This is a genomic window from Microcoleus vaginatus HSN003, from assembly GCF_022701255.1.
Classification (GTDB): Bacteria; Cyanobacteriota; Cyanobacteriia; order Cyanobacteriales; family Microcoleaceae; genus Microcoleus; species Microcoleus vaginatus_B.
In genome coordinates, this window is the sequence record NZ_CP031705.1 from 4,588,057 (window position 1) to 4,611,194 (window position 23,138).

13 protein-coding genes and 2 pseudogenes are annotated in these 23,138 nt (G+C 45.7%); 4 read left to right on the plus strand and 11 right to left on the minus strand.

What is annotated here, in order from left to right; translation table 11 throughout:
- Positions 1–490: 490 nt before the first annotated feature.
- From D0A37_RS19865 to D0A37_RS19890, 6 genes and pseudogenes are all read right to left on the minus strand, one after another.
- Positions 491–2,155, minus strand: coding sequence for a hypothetical protein (locus D0A37_RS19865; protein ID WP_242716895.1), 1,665 nt, complete (start codon positions 2,153–2,155; stop codon positions 491–493).
- Between the two features lie 77 nt (positions 2,156–2,232).
- Positions 2,233–3,186 (minus strand): ABC transporter ATP-binding protein, encoded by a 954-nt coding sequence (locus tag D0A37_RS19870; protein WP_242716897.1) that lies wholly within the window; start codon positions 3,184–3,186, stop codon positions 2,233–2,235.
- Positions 3,187–3,367: 181 nt separating this feature from the next.
- A pseudogene (locus D0A37_RS29535) lies at positions 3,368–3,871 on the minus strand (DUF6745 domain-containing protein); the annotation flags it as partial.
- Between the two features lie 609 nt (positions 3,872–4,480).
- Positions 4,481–5,134: pseudogene (locus D0A37_RS19880) on the minus strand (leucine-rich repeat domain-containing protein); the annotation flags it as partial.
- An 81-nt stretch (positions 5,135–5,215) separates the two neighbouring features.
- Positions 5,216–6,256 carry an ABC transporter permease gene (locus D0A37_RS19885; protein ID WP_242716899.1) on the minus strand — a complete coding sequence of 347 codons (1,041 nt, stop codon included), beginning with the start codon at positions 6,254–6,256 and terminating at the stop codon, positions 5,216–5,218.
- Between the two features lie 231 nt (positions 6,257–6,487).
- On the minus strand, positions 6,488–7,000 hold the full coding sequence (locus D0A37_RS19890) for an adenine phosphoribosyltransferase (RefSeq protein WP_242716901.1): 513 nt from the start codon (positions 6,998–7,000) through the stop codon (positions 6,488–6,490).
- A gap of 237 nt (positions 7,001–7,237) precedes the next feature.
- On the opposite strand from D0A37_RS19890, the gene D0A37_RS19895 reads away from it, so the two are divergent.
- Entirely contained in the window at positions 7,238–8,404 is a 1,167-nt protein-coding gene (locus D0A37_RS19895; RefSeq protein WP_278187093.1) for a pyridoxal phosphate-dependent aminotransferase, read from the plus strand.
- Between the two features lie 204 nt (positions 8,405–8,608).
- On the opposite strand, the gene D0A37_RS19900 is transcribed toward D0A37_RS19895, so the two are convergent.
- Together D0A37_RS19900 and D0A37_RS19905 are read right to left on the minus strand one after the other, a co-directional pair.
- Positions 8,609–9,382, minus strand: coding sequence for an RNA polymerase sigma factor SigF (locus D0A37_RS19900; protein WP_242716902.1), 774 nt, complete (start codon positions 9,380–9,382; stop codon positions 8,609–8,611).
- Between the two features lie 462 nt (positions 9,383–9,844).
- The gene (locus D0A37_RS19905; protein ID WP_242716903.1) at positions 9,845–10,687 is read right to left on the minus strand and encodes a photosystem II manganese-stabilizing polypeptide; all 843 of its coding nucleotides are present in this window, start codon (positions 10,685–10,687) and stop codon (positions 9,845–9,847) included.
- Between the two features lie 401 nt (positions 10,688–11,088).
- On the opposite strand from D0A37_RS19905, the gene D0A37_RS19910 reads away from it, so the two are divergent.
- Complete coding sequence (locus D0A37_RS19910; RefSeq protein WP_242716904.1) at positions 11,089–11,451, plus strand: hypothetical protein; 363 nt, start codon at positions 11,089–11,091, stop codon at positions 11,449–11,451.
- A gap of 67 nt (positions 11,452–11,518) precedes the next feature.
- Here the strand turns inward: D0A37_RS19910 and D0A37_RS19915 are convergent, their stop codons facing one another.
- A complete protein-coding gene (locus D0A37_RS19915; RefSeq protein ID WP_242716905.1) occupies positions 11,519–13,231 on the minus strand; it encodes a calcium-binding protein in 1,713 nt (570 codons plus the stop codon).
- 93 nt (positions 13,232–13,324) lie between these two features.
- On the opposite strand from D0A37_RS19915, the gene D0A37_RS19920 reads away from it, so the two are divergent.
- Positions 13,325–13,495, plus strand: a complete 171-nt coding sequence (locus D0A37_RS19920) for a hypothetical protein (protein WP_242716906.1) — start codon at positions 13,325–13,327, stop codon at positions 13,493–13,495.
- A gap of 167 nt (positions 13,496–13,662) precedes the next feature.
- On the opposite strand, the gene D0A37_RS19925 is transcribed toward D0A37_RS19920, so the two are convergent.
- Both D0A37_RS19925 and D0A37_RS19930 read right to left on the minus strand, forming a co-directional pair.
- Positions 13,663–19,080: a trifunctional serine/threonine-protein kinase/ATP-binding protein/sensor histidine kinase gene (locus D0A37_RS19925; RefSeq protein WP_242716907.1), complete on the minus strand. Its 5,418-nt coding sequence runs from the start codon at positions 19,078–19,080 to the stop codon at positions 13,663–13,665.
- Positions 19,081–19,244: 164 nt separating this feature from the next.
- Positions 19,245–20,231, minus strand: coding sequence for an AEC family transporter (locus tag D0A37_RS19930; protein WP_242716908.1), 987 nt, complete (start codon positions 20,229–20,231; stop codon positions 19,245–19,247).
- A gap of 212 nt (positions 20,232–20,443) precedes the next feature.
- Between D0A37_RS19930 and D0A37_RS19935 the strand changes: the two genes are divergently transcribed.
- Positions 20,444–22,975, plus strand: coding sequence for a vWA domain-containing protein (locus tag D0A37_RS19935; RefSeq protein WP_242716909.1), 2,532 nt, complete (start codon positions 20,444–20,446; stop codon positions 22,973–22,975).
- The last annotated feature ends 163 nt before the right edge of the window (positions 22,976–23,138 follow it).

Sequence of the window (23,138 nt, forward strand, 5' to 3'; positions counted from 1 at the left end):
GAGAGTTTTTCTTATTTTCGGCTGTAGGGGTGGGTTTCAATTTAAAGTATTACACGCAGCTAAAATGATATATAAACCTGCACCCCGCTTCAAATAAACCCACTCCTAAATACAGATCACTTAGCCGTATTTTCTAGTTTGCTGTGTAGCCAAGGGCGATCGCAGCTCAACTGCAAACAGGCAAGCTGAAATGTTTAGCGGTGCGAACCTATGAAATTTTGTACTGCGTTCATTAGTAATATACGCTGACTCTCTAATTTTGGATCTGTGCAGTCAGAAATTATTTTTCAACTTTAATCTTAAAGCCTGCCAAGGCCGGCTTTGTCTGTGTAGCGGCGGCCTCTATCGCTCAATATAAAGTGGAGTATAAATGCGGAATTGGCATAATAAGTTAGTTGAACAGTCGTTTTCAGACGACTTAAGCTTTCAGGCAGGGGTTTAAATCCCTGCCTGAATCGGAGTTTCACGTTTGATCTCTTCCCCTGCTTTTTCAAACTTTCAGCAGTGCTTTAGAAGCTGATTCCCCTGCGAGTTTGAGTTGCGATCGCAATTTGAGGTTCAACAACAGCAAGACAGTCCACTGACTCAGTATGGAGAGCAAAATCGTATTTTCTGACGCTGGGACAGACCACAAAGGCCAAAACCCACTAAATGTTAAAGACAACCAGAGAATAGGAGCTTTTTGTGGGGTTAGCAAAAGCAGAGATAAAATCAGAGGCGGTAACGAAATAGCGCCACCGACTGTGCAGGCGGCCAAAATTTCCTGATTTCGGGTTTTGGTAAATAGGAATAGTTGGGTGATGGCTGCGTAAATGAGGAGCAGATTCAGGCAGCAAATTACCCCCCAAAATTCGTTGATATCAGGTTTTTCTAACAGCGCCCAAGGTGTTAAAATTATTACTGAGCTGAGGAAATTGAGCGCGATCGCAACTACAGCCGGACTTTTATCGCTCCAAATTAAATCGAGTATTGGGTAGCGTCGCCACAGCTTCTGATTGCTGGGAACAATTTGTTTCCGATACCTCGCCCAATCGTACAAAGATTGTCTGTCAGATGTTAAAGCTGCAATTAAAGCTAAGAACATCACCAAATTCAAGAGCAGTAAAATGGGGAAATTACTGTCTACTGGGGGGTTTGATTGGAGTGCAAACCCTAAAAATATTACCTGACAGCAGATAACTAGCAAATAACTTTGCCGCTTGCTCAAAACTGTAGCGCTGGGATTGGGAAAGCGACGCTGCCATCCCTGCCACATCCAGTAGGTTCCTGTACCACAAACCAAGAGAGACAAAACAAGGCCACTCGCAATATTTGTACCCACTGGCGAGTAAAACCATTGCAACTTGTCTAAGTTTTCAACTAACGAATCGAAATCACCTTTATCAACTAGAAAAAGCTGATATCTCAGCATAGCAAGGGGAGACAAAAAATGTAACACATCCAAAGCAGTTCGCGTGAGCGGGAGCCAAGAAATCCCAAACACAACAAAAACCGTAGCGCTAGCCAACCAAGGTTGAAGTCCTCCCAACCAACTGGTTGTCAATCCAAATAGCATCGCAGTGCTGTAAAACAAAGCACAGCTAGCTGCAACTGCTATGTAGAAACATAAAATTTCATTCAGGGGTATTTGAGCAGCTAATCCAGCGTACAAATGCAGCGGTACTGTCAGAATTGCTGCTAGATACAGTAAAATTGGGACGCCGAGAATTTTGCCCAGAAAAATTGTTTTAGCAGACTGGGGACTGAGGCGAATAAAGTTGAGCGTCCCGCGGCGTTCCTCCTTGTCTAAGTCGCTGACAAGCATATAAGTCCCTGCTACTAATAAAGCTAAGACGCTCAATATGCTCAGCCAAATGAATATCTCTAGCCACCACTCCCGCCAGTCAATGGCTAAGTTGCCCAAGGCATCTCTGACGCACCCCTTAGAGGAATTGGCAGTCTCTAAAGCGCAAAATCTGTTATAGATGGGGTAAGTCTGATTCCAATTAGGAGGGGTAACGGGTATCTGGGCGCTGTAATACATGAATAGCAGCAGTTGACCGCTTAGGGAAAAAGCCGAGGCGATCGCCATATTGCCAGTATTCAAGCGACCTTTGATTTCTCGAAATAACTGGGGATTCCAGTTGCCTATTTTGTCGAGTAAGCGGAGTGTCATTGGTTATTGGTGATTAGGAATGGGTGATGAGTTAGTTATAACTCACGGTTCATCTTGGTAACGGGGGAAAAAGCAAATTAGGATGCTTGCTGGTGTCCCATCTTGAGGAAGATGGTTTCTAAGTCTTCTTGAGTGCAGTGGAATTCGGTTAGGGGAATGTTGGCGGCGACGAGTTCCCGTAATAAATTTGCGGCATCTTCCGGGCTTCCTGAAAAATCAACGCACACCTGTTGAGTTTCCCGGATAATTGCCCAATTTTCCACCCAAGGAAAGTTTTTTAATGCCGATGTTAGCGCTTCTAATTTATTTCCTAAAACCGACATGAAAATTTGCTGGCGGCTGAGGCGTTTGTAAAGTTCTTGTAACGGTGCGCTTTCGACCAGATATCCGAGTTCCATGATACCAACCCAGGTACAAAGTTCGGCTAAGTCGCTGAGAACGTGAGATGATATGACTACGGTCATGCCGGCTTCTTGCAAAACTTTGATAATTTCGCGGAACTGCATTCGGGCGATCGGATCTAAGCCAGAAACGGGTTCGTCTAACAACAACAATAGCGGTTCGTGGATAATAGTTCTCCCCAAACTCAGGCGCTGTTTCATTCCCCGCGACAGGGTGGAAATTAAGCTGTTGCGCTTGTTGGTTAGTTGCACGAGTTCTAACACGGAGTTGATTCGCTCTCGGCGGCGCGGTTGCTGGAGGTTGTAGAGTCGGGCAAAATAGTCTAAATAATCCCAAACAGTCAAGTCGTCGTAGAGGGGAAAGTCGTCGGGAAGAAAGCCGATGCGCTGTTTGAGAATTGGGTGCGATCGATCGCGCAATAACCTATCCCCATTGATGTAAATTTCCCCTATAGTCGGTTCCTCAGCCGCCGCCAGCATTCGCAGCAAGGTAGTTTTGCCGGCACCGTTGGGGCCGATCAGTCCGCATACTTCGCCTGCTGCTACTTGCAAATCGATGTCATTGACGGCTATATGGCGATCGAATTGTTTCGTGAGTCCGCGAGTTTCTATTGCTAGTTGTTTTGCCATGTTTGGAGGGTGAATGAATTTTTATTGGTGCATTCCTGGCATGGAAATAGAAGTCTACAACTAGCCTAGCCCGTTCTTCAATGAATTGTCAGCCCCGTTCTGAAATTAAAAACTCAAACGCTTTTATATCTGCTATGCCCGCAGCCCACGAGCATCTAATTTACCTGAGAAAGGCTATATATCAAGTCTGCACAGAAAATTCCTCTGGATCGATATTCCAATTTACCCAGCGAATTGCCTCCCTAGCTGAGTTCAGGTTAGGTGGAACTCTCAAAGCGTGAATGAATCCCGTACTCGGACAAGTCATTTTTAACAAATAAATCGGCTCGTCCCTAGGGTGATCTATTTTTAATAGTGCATATTCCTGCCAACTATGTATTTGTTTTGCTTCCAACTCTTGACAAATGCGATCGTAACCAATTCCTTGAATTAACACTCGCCGAAGTTCGGCATTATCTTCTGATAACAGCCATTGGGATTGCCATTGGTTCGGGTGTAGTTGACAGTATTTTTCAGGCAATCTGACGCCATGATAATAGTAAGAATTCCATCCATCCGCAAACTCAATAGCAGGTTCTCCTTCAGCGTGCAAGCGGTTTTGACTGTCAAAGCGCAGGTGGCGCGGGCGATCGCACACAAAGCAAAACGTTTCCAAGGGAAATATAAAACCGCAATGCTCGAAAAGCAGGTTTTGGCAGCGAAGTATTTCTTGTGTCTTTTGGGAAAGATTGACGCCTAATGAATAGATATACAATTGAGTCAAATAGATTTCTTTAAACAAAGTCCTGGGGGTTATAGGGAATTGCACCAGGTCTAAAAAATGACTGGGAATAACATTCCCCGTTCGTTCCGATGGCTTATATTCGTAAAACAATTCGACCATTAGCGAACTCAGTGTCGTGTCTGCTTCGCGTTCGATTGTCATTCGATCGAGCTCATACTTCCACACGGCCGGACTTGCAAAGTCTCTCACAATCGATGGGAACATGGACATCCATTTCCCGTCCAGCTTTTTCCCCAATCTATTCCTGTGCCATTCGTCTGAGCAGTTTGGTGAATGGTCGCCTTTTGGCAAGTTGAAGATTTGGAGAAAAGCGTCGCGGGGACTGCTGCAAACAATAACTTCGGGTTCTTCTAGGCCAATAGCTGCATAGGCAACTTTGACTGCTTCTGTGGCTTTTTGAGCATCAATTGGTCTAGTCGAGAGAGTAAGACGTTTCTGTGCGAGTTCGCCTAACACGCTGATATTGGTAATTCGAGTGTTGTTGAGAATATCCAGTATTGTCAGATTGGTGAGCTTACGCAAAGCGTTGATGTCGGTAATTGGATTCCTGCTGAGATCCAGCCTTGTCAGATTGGTAAGCGAGCCGAGAGAGCTGAGGTCGGTAATTTCATTGCTGAGGAGATCCAGCCTTGTCAGATTGGTAAGCGAGCCGAGAGAGCTGATGTCGGTAATTTGATTGAGGTTAAGATTCAGGCTTGTCAGATTGGTGAGCGAGCCGAGGGAGCTGATGTCGATAATTCTATTGTAGCTGAGATCCAGTGTTGTCAGATTGGTGAGCGAGCCGAGGAAGCTGATGTCGGTAATTTGATTGTAGCTGAGATTCAGGCGTGTCAGATTGGTGAGCGAGCCGAGAGAGCTGATGTCGGTAATTTTATTGTTTTCGAAATTTAGGGTGGTCAGATTGGTGAGCCAGCCGAGGAAGCTGATGTCGGTAATGTGATTGTAGCTGAGAGCCAGTTCTGTCATGCTTGAAAGTATCTGCTCCGCTTCTTGTGCGTCATCAGTGCCAGCCTTTTTTAACAACAATTTAACTGTGTGCCTTGCCTCTTCTGAAAGACTGTCAATATGCCTGCACCAGTCGGCAAAGCTGCTAAAACTCATTGGCTCGTTGGGTTGTTTTTCTGACATAAAACACTCCGAGATGGGTAATGGGGCATGGGGCATGGGGCATGGATAATGGAAGACTGTTGACTGTTGACTATTACCAATCGCCCTTGCGTACCTTCTGTTACTGAATTAAGTCTACTATTTCAAATCTTCCAGCTTAATCCGAGGATCGACAGCTTTGAGCAGCAAATCTGCCAACAAATTCCCTACAATCAACATGGTCGCACCCATCATCAAACTTGCCATTACTAAATACAAATCTTGATTGTTCACCGCATCCAGAGTCAGCTTTCCCAAACCCGGCCAATTAAAGAAATATTCGGCAATAAACGCACCGCTCAACAAACTAGCAAACTCAAAACCCAACAGCGTAATCAACGGATTAACAGCATTCCGCAAAGCATGAATGTAAATTACTCGATCGTCCGGCAAACCTTTCGCCCGTGCTGTTCGGATATAATCTTGACGCAACACATCCAAAAATTGTCCGCGCATCAATCTTTGCAAACCCGCAAAACCAGTAAGGCTGAGGGCGACAGTTGGCAAAATTAAGTGCCAGCCGTAATCGAGGATTTGACCCCACCAAGGTAAGTCTGCGTGGTCAATGCTTGTCATTCCTCCGACGGGAAACAGAGGCGAAGTATTCTGAGCAAAAAATAGCAGCAGCAACGCTGTGATAAAGCTCGGAAATCCTTGTCCCGTGTAGCTGACTACTTGCAGAACTCGATCGACTGTGCGGTTTTGATTGACGGCGGCGACAATTCCCAAGGGAATCGCGATCGCCCAAGTTACAATCAAAGATGCGATCGCCATCAATAACGTCGCCGGTACCCGTTCCCACAGCAGCGAAGCTACGGATCGCTGATACACAAAACTCGTGCCAAAATTCCCCCGCGTCACAATTTGTTGCAGCCACAGCCAATACTGCACAATCGCTGGTTTATCTAAGCCGAACTGCTGTTCGAGTTGCTTGAGTGTCTCCGGCGAAATCTTCGGATTTTGGCTCAAAGTATCCAAGTAATTTCCCGGTGCTAGCTCAATAATTGCAAAACAAAGCATCGATGCCAAAAATAGGGTTAAAAGTGCCTGCAACAGTCGCTTGACAACATAAGTAAATGTCTCGCCACCAAACAGAGAATTCAACATCCGCCAATTTCGATTTAACTTAAGAGAAGTCATACAATTTTAGATTTTAGATTTTAGATTTTAGATTTTAGAATTGTGAATGATATTAATTCCCGTTGCATCGGAATGATTTAACCGGTCTTGACGCAGATCTCACAGAGGAAGAGAAGAGAGAGATGAATAATTCCGATGCAAAGGTCAAGGATATTATTTGTCAGTAGTTTTTACTCAGCAGTCAACAGTCAACTGTCAACAGTCAACTGTTAACAGTCAACTGTTAACTAACTAATACTCCACTAGCGTAACAATTGGCACATCCGGCAATTTCTGCCTGCCGCCCAAAGCCTGCAATTCAATGATAAAAGCAAAACCGACAAGCTGGCAGCCAGCTTGTTCCAACAATTTAGCCGTCGCCGCCGCTGTTCCGCCAGTGGCTATTAAATCGTCCACAACCAGCACCCGGCTGCCGGATGCCATCGCATCTTGGTGCATCTCCAGTCGATCGACACCATACTCCAACTCGTACTCAGCAAAATGAACCGCACCGGGCAGTTTCCCCGGTTTGCGGACAGGAATAAAGCCTATTCCCATTTTATAAGCCAAAGGCGCGCCAAAGATGAAGCCTCGGGATTCCATGCCCACCACATAGTCAACAGACATTGCAGAGCATTTTTCGGCTAAGCTGTCAATGGTGTAGCTGAGCCCTTGCGGGTCGCGCAGCAAAGTTGTAATGTCTCGAAACATAATTCCCGGCTTGGGGAAATCAGGAATGTCGCGAATCAGAGATTTGAGATCCATAAGCTTGCAGATCGGCGTTGAGGGTAACGAGGCATCAAAAATGGTACAATAATAACGTCTAAATTTAAAAATTTAAAAATAAAAATTAAAACTAAGAGCTTCTTTAATTTTTATTCTTTAATTGCTTAATCCTTTACGTACTATGTAAACAAATGTCATAATTCCCTAACAACAGGGTTGAATATCAACATTTGTCACCCTAAGATATAAAGTCAAAAATCTAATATCTAAAATCCAATGATTAAGTTGGCAGCACGAGTGGGTGAGGTTCCTCCTTCCATAACCTTGGCGATCGCCGCTAAGGCTAAAGCCATGAAGGCCGAAGGGATTGATGTCTGTAGTTTGAGTACGGGAGAACCCGACTTTGATACGCCCGAACACGTTAAAGCAGCGGCAAAACAAGCTTTAGACGAGGGGAAGACTAAGTACGGCGCTGTGGCTGGGGAACCGCAGTTAAAAGCTGCGATCGCCCGCAAACTCCAATCCGACAACAATCTCAACTATCAACCAGAAAATATCATTGTCACCAACGGCGGCAAGCATTCGCTCTACAATCTGATGATGGCTCTGATCGAGCCTGGAGAGGAAGTAATTATTCCGGCTCCCTACTGGCTGAGCTACCCCGAAATGGTGAAACTCGCTAGCGGCAAGCCAGTAATTGTACAGACTGATGCTTCTACAGCATATAAAATTACACCGGAACAACTGAGTCGAGCGATTACTCCCAAAACCAAGTTATTTGTACTGAATTCGCCTTCTAACCCGACGGGAATGGTGTACACTCCGGCGGAAATCAAAGCATTGGCTGAGGTGATAGTCGATCGAGATATTTTAGTCGTTTCTGACGAAATTTACGAAAAAATTATATATGACGGCGCCCAACACGTCAGCATCGGTTCCCTGGGCAAAGAAATCTTCGATCGCACTCTCATCAGCAGCGGTTTTGCTAAAGCTTACTCGATGACAGGCTGGCGAGTCGGTTATTTGGCCGGGCCGAGCGAATTAATTAAAGCCACCGGCACCATTCAAGGTCACAGTACCTCAAATGTGTGTACTTTTGCACAGTACGGCGCGATCGCAGCTTTGGAAAGCAGCCAAGAGTCTGTCGAAAAAATGCGTCTGGCTTTTGCCGAAAGGCGTCAGGTAATATTTGAATTACTCGATGCAGTCCCCGGAATTAGCTGTATTAAACCAGACGGTGCTTTCTATATGTTTGTCAACATCAGCAAGACTGGAATGAATTCTCTGGAATTTTGCGACGCTTTCTTAAAACAGCAGCAAGTAGCCGTTATTCCGGGGATTGCTTTTGGGGCAGACGACCACATTCGCTTGTCTTACGCCACCGATTTAGGCACCATTAAAAAAGCCGTAGAAAGGCTCGATAAATTTGTCCGCAGCATCTAAAAATTAGTCTGTTGACTGTTGACTGTTGACTGTTGACTGTTGACTGTTGACTGTTGACTGTTGACTGTTGACTGTTGACTGTTAACGGTTGACTGTTAACGGTTAACGGTTGACTGTTAACGGTTAACTGTTCACAACTGACAACCCACAACTGACAACTGACAACCAACAACTGACAACTGACAACCAACAACTGACTAATAACTAAAGCTGTTTAGTCATGATTTCTTTGAGCAAATCCAGCCCTTTCTTAACTCGCCGAGAAACAGTCACCGCACTGATGCCCAAGCGTTCAGCCGTTTCTTTCTGTGTCAAATCGTAGAGAAAAACAAACTCCAATATCTCGCGAGTCCGTTGTTCCAACATAGCCAAAGCTTGCTGTACGCGAATTTGATCCTCTTGCGCCAACTGAAAACTCCGATACTTAGTATCGGGAACCAATTCTCCCAGACAAGTAGCCCCCTCATCTTCATCTTGCACCGGCGCGTCTAAACTCAGAAGCGATCGGTTGAGATGGGCCAACTTAATTTCTTGCCATTCTTCTAAAGAAACCTCAAGCACTGCTGCTACTTCCGCATCCGTAGGTTTGCGGTTGAACTGCACCTGCAAATCCTTGATCGCTGCTACTGATTTGCGTTCCAGGGACTGCCAGTGGCGGGGAAATCGCACAGAAGGGCTTTTGTCCCGCAGGTAGTGTTGAATTTCGCCCCGTATGTAGGGAATTGCAAAGGAGCTAAAAGCGTGTCCCTTCGCGACATCAAACCGCTCGATCGCCCTGATCAACCCAATACACCCGACTTGCAGCAAATCGTCGTAGCTTTCACCGCACTGGTTGATCCAGTGGTAAACTTCTTTTCTTACCAGTCCAATATTCTGTTTAACTAACTGATTGCGGATTTCATTCGATGCAGAAAGTTGGTACTCGCGCAACAATTGCAAATTTTCGCTTTTTAGCTCGTTCGGCGCTGTGGTAGACATGGTGACATAAGGGTTGGTAGAGCAGAGGACGGAGGTTGCTTTAGATCTAGCTTCTAATATAGTCTAAAACAATTCACTTTTAGCTAGTGTAATCCTAGCACTTAATAGGTGTGATACCGGACACACCAGTTTAACTTTCGGAACGTGAACGGATTTAGCGGGATTATCAGAAGGTTTTCGGCATAAGGCAGACTTTTACCAGGTAGAAGGCCTTCGACCGAATCCCCAATTTAACCAGGTTTTTTTAAAAATATATTATAAGCTGAAAGCGCTTTGAATACAATACTTTAATTAATAAAAAATCCCAAGTTTATAACTTGCCAATGACCACAATTTAATCATAAATTTAGTCATTAGTCAACAGTCCTAAGTTATATTGCTCAAGACTGTTGGCTAATGAAGAGCGAGCAGTACCTTTAGGGCAAAAAACTGCTTAAGTTCGATCGATCCCGACAGCCAATTTTACGCTACAGAAGGCTCAATGCGAGCGTAAAACAAACCCCGAATTTTCACGTCCAGAGCCGGTCTAGCTCCCAAATCAGTATCAGAAGGCTGCGTGCTCTCAAAAATCCCGCCAACTTCGCCAGTGGCGCTATTGACTTTAGCAACTTGCAGAGAAATTTTGCCCGCTTTGGTGCGGGTGTCAGCGACCTTAACATTAGCCCGCACACGTTTGGAATTGTCAGAAGCCGGAAGCGCTACAGCATTGTCATAGCCAGTCGATACCCCGCGACCTTTAGGGTCTAAAAAGCCTGCGCTGCGGTAAGACGGAACGTTAAACTCCCCTCTCAAATCGGTGGAAGTATTGATAGCAACCACTCCGGGATCGGAACTAGCAACTAATTCTTTAATGGTAAACAAGAAAGGTACTTGTTCTCCGCCCGGTAACTGAATGGTAATTGCTTGAAAATCCAAGCCGTCTTCTTCTGTGAAAGTCAGAGTTCCGTCAGTACCGACCTTGAGCGTACCTTGAACTTGGTCAATGCTGGACGTGAACCGGGTCAGCAATTTACCAGGCACAAATTCCGCTTCTTGGCGTTTGTTTGCTGGTTCTTCCTTGACAAAATAAGTTGTGGGCTGCAAACACAAACCAGTCAGTTTATAGGTTCCGCCCGCTTCAATGGGGATCGATCCCCGAGAAGTTTCTGCCAAGCTAGGGCAGTTATTAGCCAATCCAGTACCTCTAATCTCGTCGTAGGTGAGCAACTCAGTAGTTGCCACCGTCGTGTCAGGAGCAGAAGAACAAGCAACCAGCGCACTCATGCAAAATGCTAAAAGTGCAACAATTAAAGCACGATATTTCATTGCAAACCTCAATATCCAACATCGGATTATATTAAGAAAAAGCCCTACTTCGAGCAAAATATAATTGCCCGCCGGCAGGCTAGGCCAGCGCTTAGGGCAGCATTTAGATCCAGATCGCTCGCTTCACCGAGACCGGCATTGACTCAAAAAATCAAGCTAGTGCGCCGTGAAAATAAGCATGAACTTATGATTTCTCAATCATGTTCGGATCGCAGCCCAATACACATGGTACGACGGGTTGTGCTCTTTTCCTGACTTGGATTGCAAATTAATATTGCTTAAGTCAACCTACTTAAGTTACTTTGCTTATGACCCCGAATGGCGATCGCGACTAGCTCGATTAGTCGGCTGACCAAAAGGCTGGGGACAAAGGCCTTGTAGATTTCAAAGGAAGCAGCAGTATGGACAACGGCAAAGATTTAGAGTCAGAAAAGTTGCAGTCTCAAATGCAATCAGTGACAGAGGCGATTCGGACTTTAGCCGAAAGTTGTCAGGGAGACAGTCTGCTGCTTTTGGCCCTGCTGCGGAGGCTGGAAGCTTCGCACCGGGAAATTCGGGACGGTTTGTTTCAAGCGTCTTTTCCCGACAACCGCCAAGCACTTTACAAACTGCTCAGGGATATTGAAGCCAATGGCGGCTGGCCTTACATCCACCGCCTGAAACTTCGAGCGCTCTTGGGGTACACCCAACAATTATCTCCTCTAGAAGATTCTCCAGCCGAGTCGCCACAAGACTCGGCCGAAACTCCCCAGGACGTTAAATAGTTTTGAGTGATGAGTTTAGTGAGTTTTACATTAACTCATCACTCATCACTGAGTTGCCCGATCGCACCTAGAACCCAAAAGGTGTAGGAACAGGTGTAGGAAAAGGTATCGGGTTCGGCACCGGCGTCGGGAATATCGGCGTCTGGCCCGGCATTGGCAATAGTCCGGGAGTCGGGGGGATCGAACTAATTGATAGCAGAGGCGAATCAGAATCAGGCAAACTAACTGTCGGCGGAGTTGGAATCCTCGAAGCAGTCGGCGTCGGAGTCGGTGCTTCCGTGGGAGTTGGAGTCGGTGCTTCCGTGGGAGTCGGAGTTGGTGCTGCTGTGGGAGTCGGAGTCGGAGTCGGAGTCGGAGTCGGAGTCGGAGTCGGAGTCGGCGTCGGAGTCGGAGTCGGCGTCAGAGTCGGCGTCGGAGTCGGTGCTTCCGTGAGAGTCGGCCTCGCTTCTTCGGTGAGAGTCGGCGTCGCTTCTTCCGTGGAAGTTGGAGCCGGAGCTGGACTTGGAGCCGGAGCTGGACTTGGAGTCGGAGCTGGACTTGGAGTCGGAGTAGGAGTATCAGTCGGAGTTGGAGTTGGAGGATCTGCAATTGTGGTTGTAACTGTAGTGGTAGTTGTAGTTGTAATGGTGCCTGGCCTGGGAGTAATCGGCCCAGTCACAGCGATAAAATCGTTGACATCGACCAGCGCCGCCGGAGTGTCTGTCAAAATTGCTAAAAGCTTGCCGTCGATCGTAATTACTGTATCCCTGACATTTGCACCGTTGCCTTGGCTAACTACCAGTTGACCGAAAGATAAATTGCTCGGCAGTCCAAAGAAATCCTCTGCCTCATTGTAATCAGTAATTAAAACCAAACTGCCAGGCCCGGCTCCCAATCCAAAGACATCGCTGCCGCTGCCACCAGTCAGAGTATCCGAACCCTCGCCTCCGATTAAAGAATCATTACCCTCTGCTCCAAATAAATTGTCATTGCCGAAACTGCCCAAAATTGTATCGTCGCCGATACCTCCGGCCAAGGAGTCATCGCCAAAACCGCCGTCGATACCATCATTACCCTTGCCACCAAACAAAAAGTCATTACCTTCATCTCCCAGTACCGAGTCGTCGCCTTCATCGCCGCGAAGGGTATCGGAACCGCCGCCGCCAAAAACTGTATCGTTAGCCTTGCCACCGAATATCTGGTCATTACCAGCGTCTCCGAAGAGCGAATCGTTGTCGGCATTGCCGTACAAAGTGTCGTCGCCGTCCTCGGCACTCAAATAATCGTTGCCCTCACCGCCCAACATTTGATCCCTACCGCTGCCGCCGTTGAGAGAATCGTTCCCAAAATTCCCGTAGAGAAAGTCATCATCAGCATTCCCGAACACGGAATCGTCGCCGTCATTCCCTGTGAGCGTGTCGTTGCCAGTACCGCCGGCAATCACATCAAAGCCTCCGTTGCCAAGAACTAAGTCGTCCCCTGCATCTCCCACCACGCTGTCTATCCCGTCGTTGCCTTCGAGGATGTCGTTGCCCAAACCGCCGCGAATCGAGTCGTCGCCGTTCCCGCCGGAAGCAAAATCGCGGCCTTGGTTGCCAATAAGTTCGTCATTTCCTTCACCGCCAATCACCGAATCTGCTCCGTCACCTCCAAGAAGCTGGTCGTTGCCGGCGTCGCCCTCTAGGGTGTCATCTCCTCCGCCACCCACGGCCGTGTCATCGCCATCTAAGGCGCGAATTCGATCGCTCAGCGGAGTTCCTAGAATAAAGTCGTTGCTGTCTGTGCCGATCAGGTTTGCCATACGGGATACACCGCTCCTCAATAAAATAAATTGTTTGAAATTAGGCTAATCGCCTTCGTGACAAGGGATTGCTGCTTGCCTACGTTAGCATAATTGAGATTTTGGCAATCTGGCGAAGGGGCGCTGGAAGTTTTGCTCGTGTCCGCAGTTGCGATCGGGGCTGGTATAATGCCCGATCGGCAATCTAATTTAGTTATTCTGGATTTTTTAAAATATAAATTAGTCGATCGCATTCAAAGAACTCAAACTCGACAAACGAAATGATGAAGAATGAAAAATGAATAACCTTTTTCATTAGTCAACAGTCATTAGTCATTAGTCATTAGTCATTAGTCATTAGTCATTAGTCATTAGTCATTAGTCAGCAGTCAACAGTCAGCAGTCAACAGTCAACAGTCAACAGTCAGCAGTCAACAGTCAACAGTCAACTTTTATTCAGTAATAGGTAACACTATCTCAAATTCACTTCCTCCCCCCAAGGTAGAATTCACATTAATTGTTCCGCCGTGGGTTTCGACTACAATCTGGCGGGCGATCGCCAATCCTAACCCCGTACCTTTTCCTACTGCCTTCGTTGTGAACAGATGGTCAAAAATCCGCTGTTTCACGGCTTCTGTCATGCCCGCACCGTTATCAGCAATCAGAATTTTGATGTGTCGATCGCCCGACTGACTGGTACGAACTGTGATACAGTGTGGATTCGCTTTAATTGCCTCCAAACTGCGTCCTTGGTTTGATTCTTCTAGGGCATCGATCGCGTTAGCAAGCAGGTTCATAAAGACTTGGTTCAGTTGACCGGGAAAGCATTCGATGGGGGGGAGATTGCCGTAGTCTGTGACGACTTCGATCGCAGGATGATGTTCGTTGGCTTTGAGTCGGTGTTTCAAAATCAAGATGGTGCTGTCAATGCCCTCATGGATATTAAACGGAACTTTGTAGTCTTTATCGGCTCTGGAGAAAGTGCGGAGGCTGGTGCTAATCCCGCGAATGCGATCGCACCCCACTTTCATCGACAACAGCATCTTTGGCAAATCTTCTAAGGCATACTCTAAATCAATATCCTCAGCATTTTCTTCAATTTCCTCGCCGGGATTTGGCAGTTTTTCTTGATATAATTTTAAGTGACAAATCACATCTTTGATCGTGGTCGTTGCTTCCTCAATATTCCCGCTAATAAAGCCGACAGGATTATTGATTTCGTGGGCTATTCCTGTGACGAGATTGCCCAAGGTGGACATTTTTTCGCTTTGCACGATCTGTAACTGTGCTTGCTGCAAATCAAAGAGCGATCGCTCTAATTCTTTTGCATAAGCTTGAGATTGTCGGTACAAGCGGGCATTTTCTAGAGAGATAGCGGCTTGGACGCACAAAAGTTGGATGACTTCAGTGCGATCGTCTGTAAATGCAGCAACTGTCAAGTTATTTTCCAGATATAGCAACCCGATTAATTTACCCTGATTTAAAATCGACGTGCACAGCACACTTTTTGGCTTTTTCTGCATCAAATACGGATCGGCAATAAAATCGTTTTGTACTGCTGCATTATCCAAAACCACAGTTTTCCAAGTCCGCTTAACATAGTTAATCACAGCAGCGGGAACCTCGTCGCTAGGTGACAGCGGTACAGACATTGAGATGACATCTTGATGGAAGGAAGCTACAGCTTCGATGGCGAGATTCCCATCCTTAACCAACAGCAGAACTGCTTTGGTTGCCCCGGCATTTTCCATCACCACAGACATCAGTGCAGCCAGCAATTTTTCTAATTGAATTTCACTTGATAGAGTTTGGGAGGCTTTGAGAATAGTCGCGAAATCGAGGGCTTCGTAAATACTGCTACTGCTAGATAGAGTTGTGTGCAAGGTTTGATGTAAAACTGACGATTTATTGATTGTGTGGAGGCGGGTTTCGCTGATGCCAAAACGATTTTCTCTTGCCTGCAATATGGGAGCAAGAAGTTGGGGGTAGCGTTTTTCTAAGTCATTGATTTTGGCTTTCGCGCCCCAGTGAGCGTAACAGTAGTAGGCGTCTTGCATATAGGCTTGCGCCACTTTTTCTTTGCCCCAATCGAGGTAGAATTTAGCGGCTAATTCGTTAGCAAGGGCTTCTTCTTGGATGTATTTGTTTTCTTTCGCTCCAGAAATGGCGCGATCGTACATTTCAATAGCTTCTGCCCTCTGTCTGGCAACTCGGTATCTCTCTGCTTCTACCAACTGCCACTTATGCAAATAATTCATGGGGGCGTGTTCTGCCCAATGCTGCAACTTCCTTTGATTTTCCTGAACTCGTTGGCGCTGCGTTTCTAACTCCGTCTCGGACTCAGGAGTTGCCAGGGCTATGAGTGAGTCATAGAAATATAAACCAGCTTCGGAAATAGTTCCTACGCTTCCGGCTATATACTGTCTTGCTCGATCGACATCTACGGAGGCCCGAGCAATGTCTTCCAGCAGGAATCTCAACGTTGCCCTGTACAGATAGAAGATGCAGAGTCCGTAAAAATCGTTAGAGGCAAGCGACTGAGAAACCAGCTTCTCCTCATAGCCTTCCTGTTCAAAGGAAATCTCCAAGTTGTTTGGATTACCCAATAAAAACAGCGTTGTTTCCCAAAAAACCGAACAATAATTTGCTGTCGTTAGTTGGTTGAGGTCGAGTAATTGCTGACGGTATGCCCGAATTTGGGACTCAAGTTCTACCAAAGGTTGACCGCACCAGTAGGCATTTATACAAAATGCCTGCCCACCATACCCGACAAACTCTAGATTGCCTGTTTCTAATCCGGCTTGATAGCCTGCCTGAATAATGGGGATGGTATCCCGCAAATGCGATTTGCGATGGTACAAACAGAGTCCGATCACAGAAAAAGTTGCAGAACGAATATTTTTGGCCTCCGCAACCCTCGCAAGACCATAAGCTAATTGGCCAAACTGATCGGCTACCGTCACATCTTGTAGAAAGTGGTTGAGAAAAATGCCATAACAACTATAGCTATAAGCTGAACTACGACTGTTGCCATATTGGATAGATAAATTTACCTGTAAGGCCGTCACCAGTGCAAACAAAGACGAACCAACCAGATAACAAGCTGACGCCATACTTGCCGCTACTTGCATCGTGGCCAGCTTTTGGGGGTTTACCATCGCTGGCAGATCAAATAACTCTTCAATCGGGCGATCGCCGATCGAGCTATTAATTTCCTGCACTGCTTGCTGAATATCTTCTGATGTAGGGCGATCGGGCAATTCAACTCCTAATTCTTTGAGACTCAACAAACCGATAGCAATTGCTTCTAAAAACTTGTTCTGGGACGATAAGGTCTGAATTTTAACGATGTAAACGCTCACTCGGTCTAGGGGAGTTCTGGTATGATGAATCACAGTGTCAATCCACTGATTCATCTGTTCAAATTCCCCACAGAGTGAAGCCACTTCGGCGGCTATGTCGTGCAATTTCAAGGTCATCTCGTACTGTCGTTGCCAAGCGCTCTCTCCAAGCAAATTTAGCCCGATCGCAGCATACTCACGCGCCGCTTGATAAGCAGTAGCGCCTCTGGCTTTGCGGCAAGCCGTGAGGTTGAGTTGTGCCAAATCATCACGTTGTGTTTGGTCTTCAATCAGCGCAATACCATAATTCAACTGATTGACGACGGAAAAAATTTGCTCTTCTATAGCTGCGGGTGAAATTTGCTGGGTCAGCAATTGTCCAATCTGATAGTGAACACGCGATCGCTCTTGTTGGGGAATTAAAGAATAGGCAGCTTGCTGAACGCGATCGTGCACAAACTTGTAATTCACCACCTCCGAATTTTCTGTCTCCTCCCGTCTTTCTCGCCCCATATAAAACTTGTAGATTTCACTTTCAGGCAGGATTAACCCCTCTTGCAAAGCCTTCCACAAATCCGTCGCCGTTTCCGTTTCTAGTTGCTGGGAGACAACTGCCAAAGTCCCCAAATCAAACTGATTCCCCACACAAGCAGCCAACTTCAACACATTCTGAGTCGCTGGCGGCAATTTTTGTAACTGCAACGCCATAAACTCTACCACATCATCCGTCAGCGCTGCCTCCCGAACTCGCACAATATCGCACTGCCAATAACTAGCAACCCGGTCAAACTCAATCAGCCCATCCTGATGCAGTGCTTTGAGAAACTGCGTTGCAAAAAAGGGATTTCCTTGGGTTTTTTGTGCCACCAAATCAGTCAACGGTCTTACCAAAGATGGAACACAATTGAGCGTATCAGCAACCAAATGATTTAGACTTTCGGAACTCAACGGTTCCAGGGTAATAGTATTCACCATTGCCCCAGCTTTGACCGCTGCATCCAGTGTCAGTATTAACGGGTGCGCTGCAAATACTTCATTATCTCGGTAGGCACCAATTACTAATAAATAGCCGGTTGCTGAATCGGCCACCAGCATTTTCATTAACCGTAGCGAGGCAGAATCTGCCCACTGCAAGTCATCCAAAAACATCACCAGGGGATGTTTGGGTTTTGTGAACACTTTAATAAAGTTTTGGAACAGCAAATTAAACCGATTTTGTGCTGCTGTTCCTGATAATTCTAGTGTGGGTGGTTGGGGCCCAATAATTTTTTCTAGTTCGGGAATTACTTCAATAATGACTTGTCCGTTATCCCCCAGTGCTTGCAATATTTTAGTTTGCCATTTTTTCAACTGCTGGTCACTTTCGCTCAACAATTGTCCCATTAAGTCTCGAAATGCTTGTACAAAAGCTGAGAAAGGAATGTTGCGGTTAAATTGGTCGAATTTGCCTTTAATAAAATAGCCGCGCTGGCGGACAATTGGTTTGTGAACTTCATTCACAATGGCAGTTTTCCCAATACCAGAAAAACCAGCTACTAGCATCATTTCAGTTGTGCCACTACTCACCCGCACAAAGGCTTCGAGTAGGGTTTCTACTTCAGTCTCGCGACCGTAGAGTTTTTCTGGGATAATGAATCGATCGCCCATATCCCTCTGCGCGATCGTAAAACTCTTGATTTTACCCTTTTCTTCAAGTTGCTCTAAACAACATTCTAAGTCTAATTTTAGTCCCAATCCACTCTGATACCGGTCTTCGGCATTTTTCGCCATTAATTTGCTGACAATCTCCGAGATTACGGGTGGGATTTCAGGATTAATTTCATGCAGTGACGGTGGTTGCTTAGCAATATGACAGTGTACCAATTCCATTACATCGTTGGATTGAAACGGCAATTGTCCCGCCAGCAATTCGTAAAAAGTCACGCCCAAAGAGTAAAAGTCAGTGCGGTAGTCAATGCCGCGATTCATCCTTCCGGTTTGTTCGGGAGACAAATAGCCGAGTGTCCCTTCCAGCACGTTAGGATTCATCAAGATTTGAGTTTCCCTTGGCAGCAAAGATGCAATACTAAAGTCAATAAGTTTAACTTGTTTTGTTTGGGGATTAATTAAAATATTGGCGGGTTTAATGTCTTTGTGAATTATTCGGTGGCGGTAGAGTATATCTAATGTATCACTCAGGTCGATCGCCACTTGCAAAAACTCGCTCAGAGTCGGCTGAGTTTCCCCTTGTTCCCTCCATTCTTTCAGAGAAATTCCCCCAAAGTCTTCCATTACCAACGCATAGCTGTTGTGGTAGGCTTCCAAGCTGTAGGTTTCGATGATTCCGGGCAAGTTGAGGTTTTTGGCGATCGTGTACTGATTGCGAAATTGCACCAGTTCGCTGAAGTTGGGATACTGACTCCGCAAGACTTTGATGGCTACTGGCTGTTTGTCGTCAATACGGAAAGCTCGATAAACTAGGGTGCGAGTTCCTGAGTAAATGCGATCGAGAATTTGATAACCTGTCAATGTAAAATTTATACTTGCCATACTTTTATTCTTCCCGTCCTCAGCGGGCTATTTCCACATTAGCAGAAGCGAATACAGTTTCCCAGTTCAGTAATTATTAAATTAATATGACATATAATCATCAATATTTGTGAGGGGGATCACTGAAAACAAGCACTTTTTAAACTGAGCCAGCCCTATTTTTATTAAAAATTAAATAGCCTCATCCATATTGGAATAGTGAATAATAAACTAACGCAGCCGAGGCCGATCGCAGTTACCGCTAATTCGCGATCGAGATTGAAAGCTTCGGCCAACAATGTAGTACCAAAAGCAGGAGGCATCGCCATTTGCAGCACTAGCACAAGTCGCGGCGCGCCCGCGATTCCCAAAAACGTTAATCCCGTGCCAATTACCAAGGGAACTAACAGCATTTTAATCGCCAGACAAGCCAAAATTGGTTTGAGGTTGTGCAAGGAATTCAACTTGCTCAACTGCATCCCGATCGTAATTAAAGCTAAAGTAATTACAGTCCAAGCGCCTGTTGTTAACAATTCTGCGATTTGTGGCGACAGCGGCAAGCTGCGCGAGACAAACCCTAGACCAAAAGCCCACAGTGCCGGATTCTGAAAAATTGCCCGTAGGGGACGTAACCAACTCTGAGGGCGATCGCTTTTACCGCAGTGAGAAGCAATAGCAACTCCCAGTATATTGATTCCCATGGTAGTGCCTAGCAAGTCGTAAAACAACGCCCAGGCAAAGTGTTCCGAGCCTAATAAAGACAAGGTGACGGGAATGCCTAAAAAACCCGTATTACCCACCATCGTTGCCAATAAGAAGCTGCCTTGAGTGGGCAAACTCCAAGCGCTGGTGTGTTGCGGGCTATTTTGGGCGATCGGATTAAGAGTCTTAAAACGTTCCTCGCCGACACCGAAATTTATCAAAATCCAAGCGAGTCCTCCACCTGCTAGAATTGCCGCCCAAGCTATCAGCGGCGCCTTCCAAATAGCGCCCGACAAATTGGCGCTGCGGATAAAAGCCACAATGCTCAATGGCGTGCCAAAGAAGAAAAGAAACTTGGCTAAATATGTAGAATAGCTTCTTGGTAGCAGGCGGCCGAGAAAAAATCCCAACGCCACCCATCCGATCAGATTTAGATAAAGTTTGAGCAGCGGATTTTCTAAATAAAGCATGATTGACTAAATATTTACTAAATACTTACGCATATCCACTACTTTTGCCAAAAAAGCCCACATTTACCCTACCGCCGCAGCTTTCCCTTGCACCGCAGGGCTAAATATTAATGATTATTCAGCCTCGCAGATAATTTTCCACACAGACCTTGACATCCACAGAAGCGCGTGTCATGATTAAGTTGAGGAATAAGTCAACATAGGTGAAAACTATGGCACGGCAAGCAAAACAATCGTCTCAAGTCAAAAGTTCCAGCAGCCAAGCAGCCTCCCATACTCGCACCAAGTTTACCCTCTACAATTTTGCCGGAAACGCAAAGGCATTCTATCTAGTCGATCGCATTAATTTAGAAAGAAAGCCCGGTGATATCCCAGAAAAATCCGTCGCTCACAGCATCATCATCATCGACCGTTCCGGGTCAATGTGTTATGAGTTAGAACCGCTGAAAGAAACCCTAATCAAGCTTTTGACCTTAGACGAATACAACAATTACCAGCTAATTGTCAGCCTGATTTCCTATGCTGGCAATGGAGACGTAATTTGTCATTTCCAGCGAATTCCCATTCAAGAAGTGCTGAAGTTTGACTCTCAATACATCAAAGAAATTCAAAAAATCCACACGGCTGGCTGTACCTGCATATCGCAGTCGATGCAACTCGCTAAATCTCTGGTTAAAGCGGGAGAAATGACAGCGATCAATTTGCACACAGACGGCTATGCAAATGACCCAAGTGCCAATTCGGAAGCTGCCAAACTAGGGGAAATTTGCGAAGAACTCAAAGACATGGATGTGTTTGCCAACACGATATCCTATGCCTGTGCTGACTTCAAACTGCTATCCAAAATTGCCAATACATTATCGGGAAATTGCATCCGCGCTGGCGAAGTCAAAATGGTTTATGATGCTCTTTACGACAGCACCAAACTGTTAGGCATTTCCGTTGCACCTGCGCTGGAAGAACCGTTGATTAAGGAATATGACTATCAAGTTTTTGTTTCCAAAAGTGGCAAGAAAATCAACGGTTCATCGAGCACGCTGAAAATCTGCGGGCTGAAAGCAGACGATCGGGGACTGTTTTACAAATATCAGAAAATCGCCAAAGATGAGTATGACAAACTAGATGTTCCCGTTGCTCAAACTGATGAGTCGGTGTTTGCTTTTGCCAAAGCTAACCTCGCTGACGGCAATTTAAATACGGCTAAGTATGCGCTGGCGAGTACCTTCGATGCTACTTTGACGGAAAAACACGCGAAAGCTTTGACAAATGCCCAAATAGCCGAGTTTACAGAAGATTTGGAACAGGCTGTTTTTGCGCCTGATGTGTTGAAAAATCATGAAATTGGCGATCGGGTAAAAGTCAGCGAGAAAATTTCCCTGCTGGAGTTAATCAAGATATTGGAGGAAAACAGCAACAGCATCATCATCAACTTGAAACACTTGCAAGAAAATTATCAGCGAAAAGGTTTGAAGCGAATTGAAGGAAAGCGAGACGAAAACGGCAACCTTGTCAAGCCTTGGCTGAAAACTGAATTCTTAGATGGTGGCGAATACGTGCAAATGGGTTCATTTGCCATCAATCAAAATACCGCTACTATCAATATGCTGATTACCCGAAAAGCTAAGCTGGTAAAAGTTGAAGATGAAAGTTTAATCGCAGAAGTGGCGGGAATTCTAGTTACCGACCTCAATACTTTCAACAATTATACCATTGTCAGCGACGGCGAAGTTAATATTAAGTCGCTGCGAACCAAAATCAGCAGCAAACCAGTGTTTGATTTGCTCAATAAATGCGGTGTCCTTGAAAAAGAAGGTTCGCCTGTGCAAGAATTTGACTTCCGTTCAGAGTACGATATTAAGTTAGATAATTTGCCGCTAGTGCCTTTTGATGGGCGTTACGGCAGCCTTGACGGAGTGTTTGAGGAAATCGCAAACATTAAAATTCTCTCCAGCATTCTCTCGGCTCATTTGAAGGAAGAATCCCAGGCTTACACAGCGGAACAATTGGAAGAATTGAAACAGCATTATCTGTCAAAAAGCCTTAACATCAACTTTCCGACGACGACGGAATACACGGAATTAAAAAGTGCGATCGCCAACGGTTCAGTAGATTCGCGAGTCAGCTACAAAATCGACATCGGCAGCAAAAACATCCTCAACTTCGGCAAATTGCACTCTGCCAACAAATTTCTCGATCGCCTTTATGAGGTTTACCACAAAAACACGGGCGAAAAGCTAGCAAAACCGACATTTGACATTACCTTAGATGAGCCTGTTGTCTTCGCCCACAAAACGCTGTCGTCCCGAACAAAAATCACCAAAGTTGACGACTTGATGAAACTAATTTTCGATGAGTTTTTGGGGTTGGAGGATAACGGAATTGTTAGCGCTACTTTAGCCAAAGTGGGTGCAGATAGTTTGCTGCGCCTTTTGCAAGCGAAATGGCAGGGAGAAGATGTCAAGCGAGAGGAGTTTGTCGCTGCTTTAACTAATGCGAATGAGCGACTGGAAGCTTATGCGGAAAAAGTGTACAGCGAAAAAGTTTCACCGCTGGTTTTCTACATCGGTTCTACCGGACTTATCCCGGATGAAATGGAGGCAAAAGCGGCGACTGCTGATGAAATTAATTCTAAATACGGCAACTTGCAATTTTCTAAAGATGAGCAAGAGGGGATGTTTTTTGAAGTCGGCGACTGCATTATTAGCGTGTATGCTAAGAATGAGTATTTCACAGTAGGAAAGTAGGAATTAGGGTGGGCAAATGCCCACCTTGGTTAAACATGGCTGATTGAAATGAACCGCAAAAGCCAGGGTAAGCTCATCTAATTTGGTATAAATTGTACTTGACAATGAGTCAAATAAGTGAGATGACAACAATGCCACCCAATAAAATATTTAGGAATACATT

What these genes read in the sequence shown, in the direction of transcription:
- D0A37_RS19865 (WP_242716895.1), bottom strand. Translation starts at nt 2,155, where the DNA reads ATGACACTCCGCTTACTCGACAAAATAGGCAACTGGAATCCCCAGTTA.
- D0A37_RS19870 (WP_242716897.1), bottom strand. Translation starts at nt 3,186, where the DNA reads ATGGCAAAACAACTAGCAATAGAAACTCGCGGACTCACGAAACAATTC.
- D0A37_RS19885 (WP_242716899.1), bottom strand. Translation starts at nt 6,256, where the DNA reads ATGACTTCTCTTAAGTTAAATCGAAATTGGCGGATGTTGAATTCTCTG.
- D0A37_RS19890 (WP_242716901.1), bottom strand. Translation starts at nt 7,000, where the DNA reads ATGGATCTCAAATCTCTGATTCGCGACATTCCTGATTTCCCCAAGCCG.
- D0A37_RS19895 (WP_278187093.1), top strand. Translation starts at nt 7,238, where the DNA reads ATGATTAAGTTGGCAGCACGAGTGGGTGAGGTTCCTCCTTCCATAACC.
- D0A37_RS19900 (WP_242716902.1), bottom strand. Translation starts at nt 9,382, where the DNA reads ATGTCTACCACAGCGCCGAACGAGCTAAAAAGCGAAAATTTGCAATTG.
- D0A37_RS19905 (WP_242716903.1), bottom strand. Translation starts at nt 10,687, where the DNA reads ATGAAATATCGTGCTTTAATTGTTGCACTTTTAGCATTTTGCATGAGT.
- D0A37_RS19910 (WP_242716904.1), top strand. Translation starts at nt 11,089, where the DNA reads ATGGACAACGGCAAAGATTTAGAGTCAGAAAAGTTGCAGTCTCAAATG.
- D0A37_RS19915 (WP_242716905.1), bottom strand. Translation starts at nt 13,231, where the DNA reads ATGGCAAACCTGATCGGCACAGACAGCAACGACTTTATTCTAGGAACT.
- D0A37_RS19925 (WP_242716907.1), bottom strand. Translation starts at nt 19,080, where the DNA reads ATGGCAAGTATAAATTTTACATTGACAGGTTATCAAATTCTCGATCGC.
- D0A37_RS19930 (WP_242716908.1), bottom strand. Translation starts at nt 20,231, where the DNA reads ATGCTTTATTTAGAAAATCCGCTGCTCAAACTTTATCTAAATCTGATC.
- D0A37_RS19935 (WP_242716909.1), top strand. Translation starts at nt 20,444, where the DNA reads ATGGCACGGCAAGCAAAACAATCGTCTCAAGTCAAAAGTTCCAGCAGC.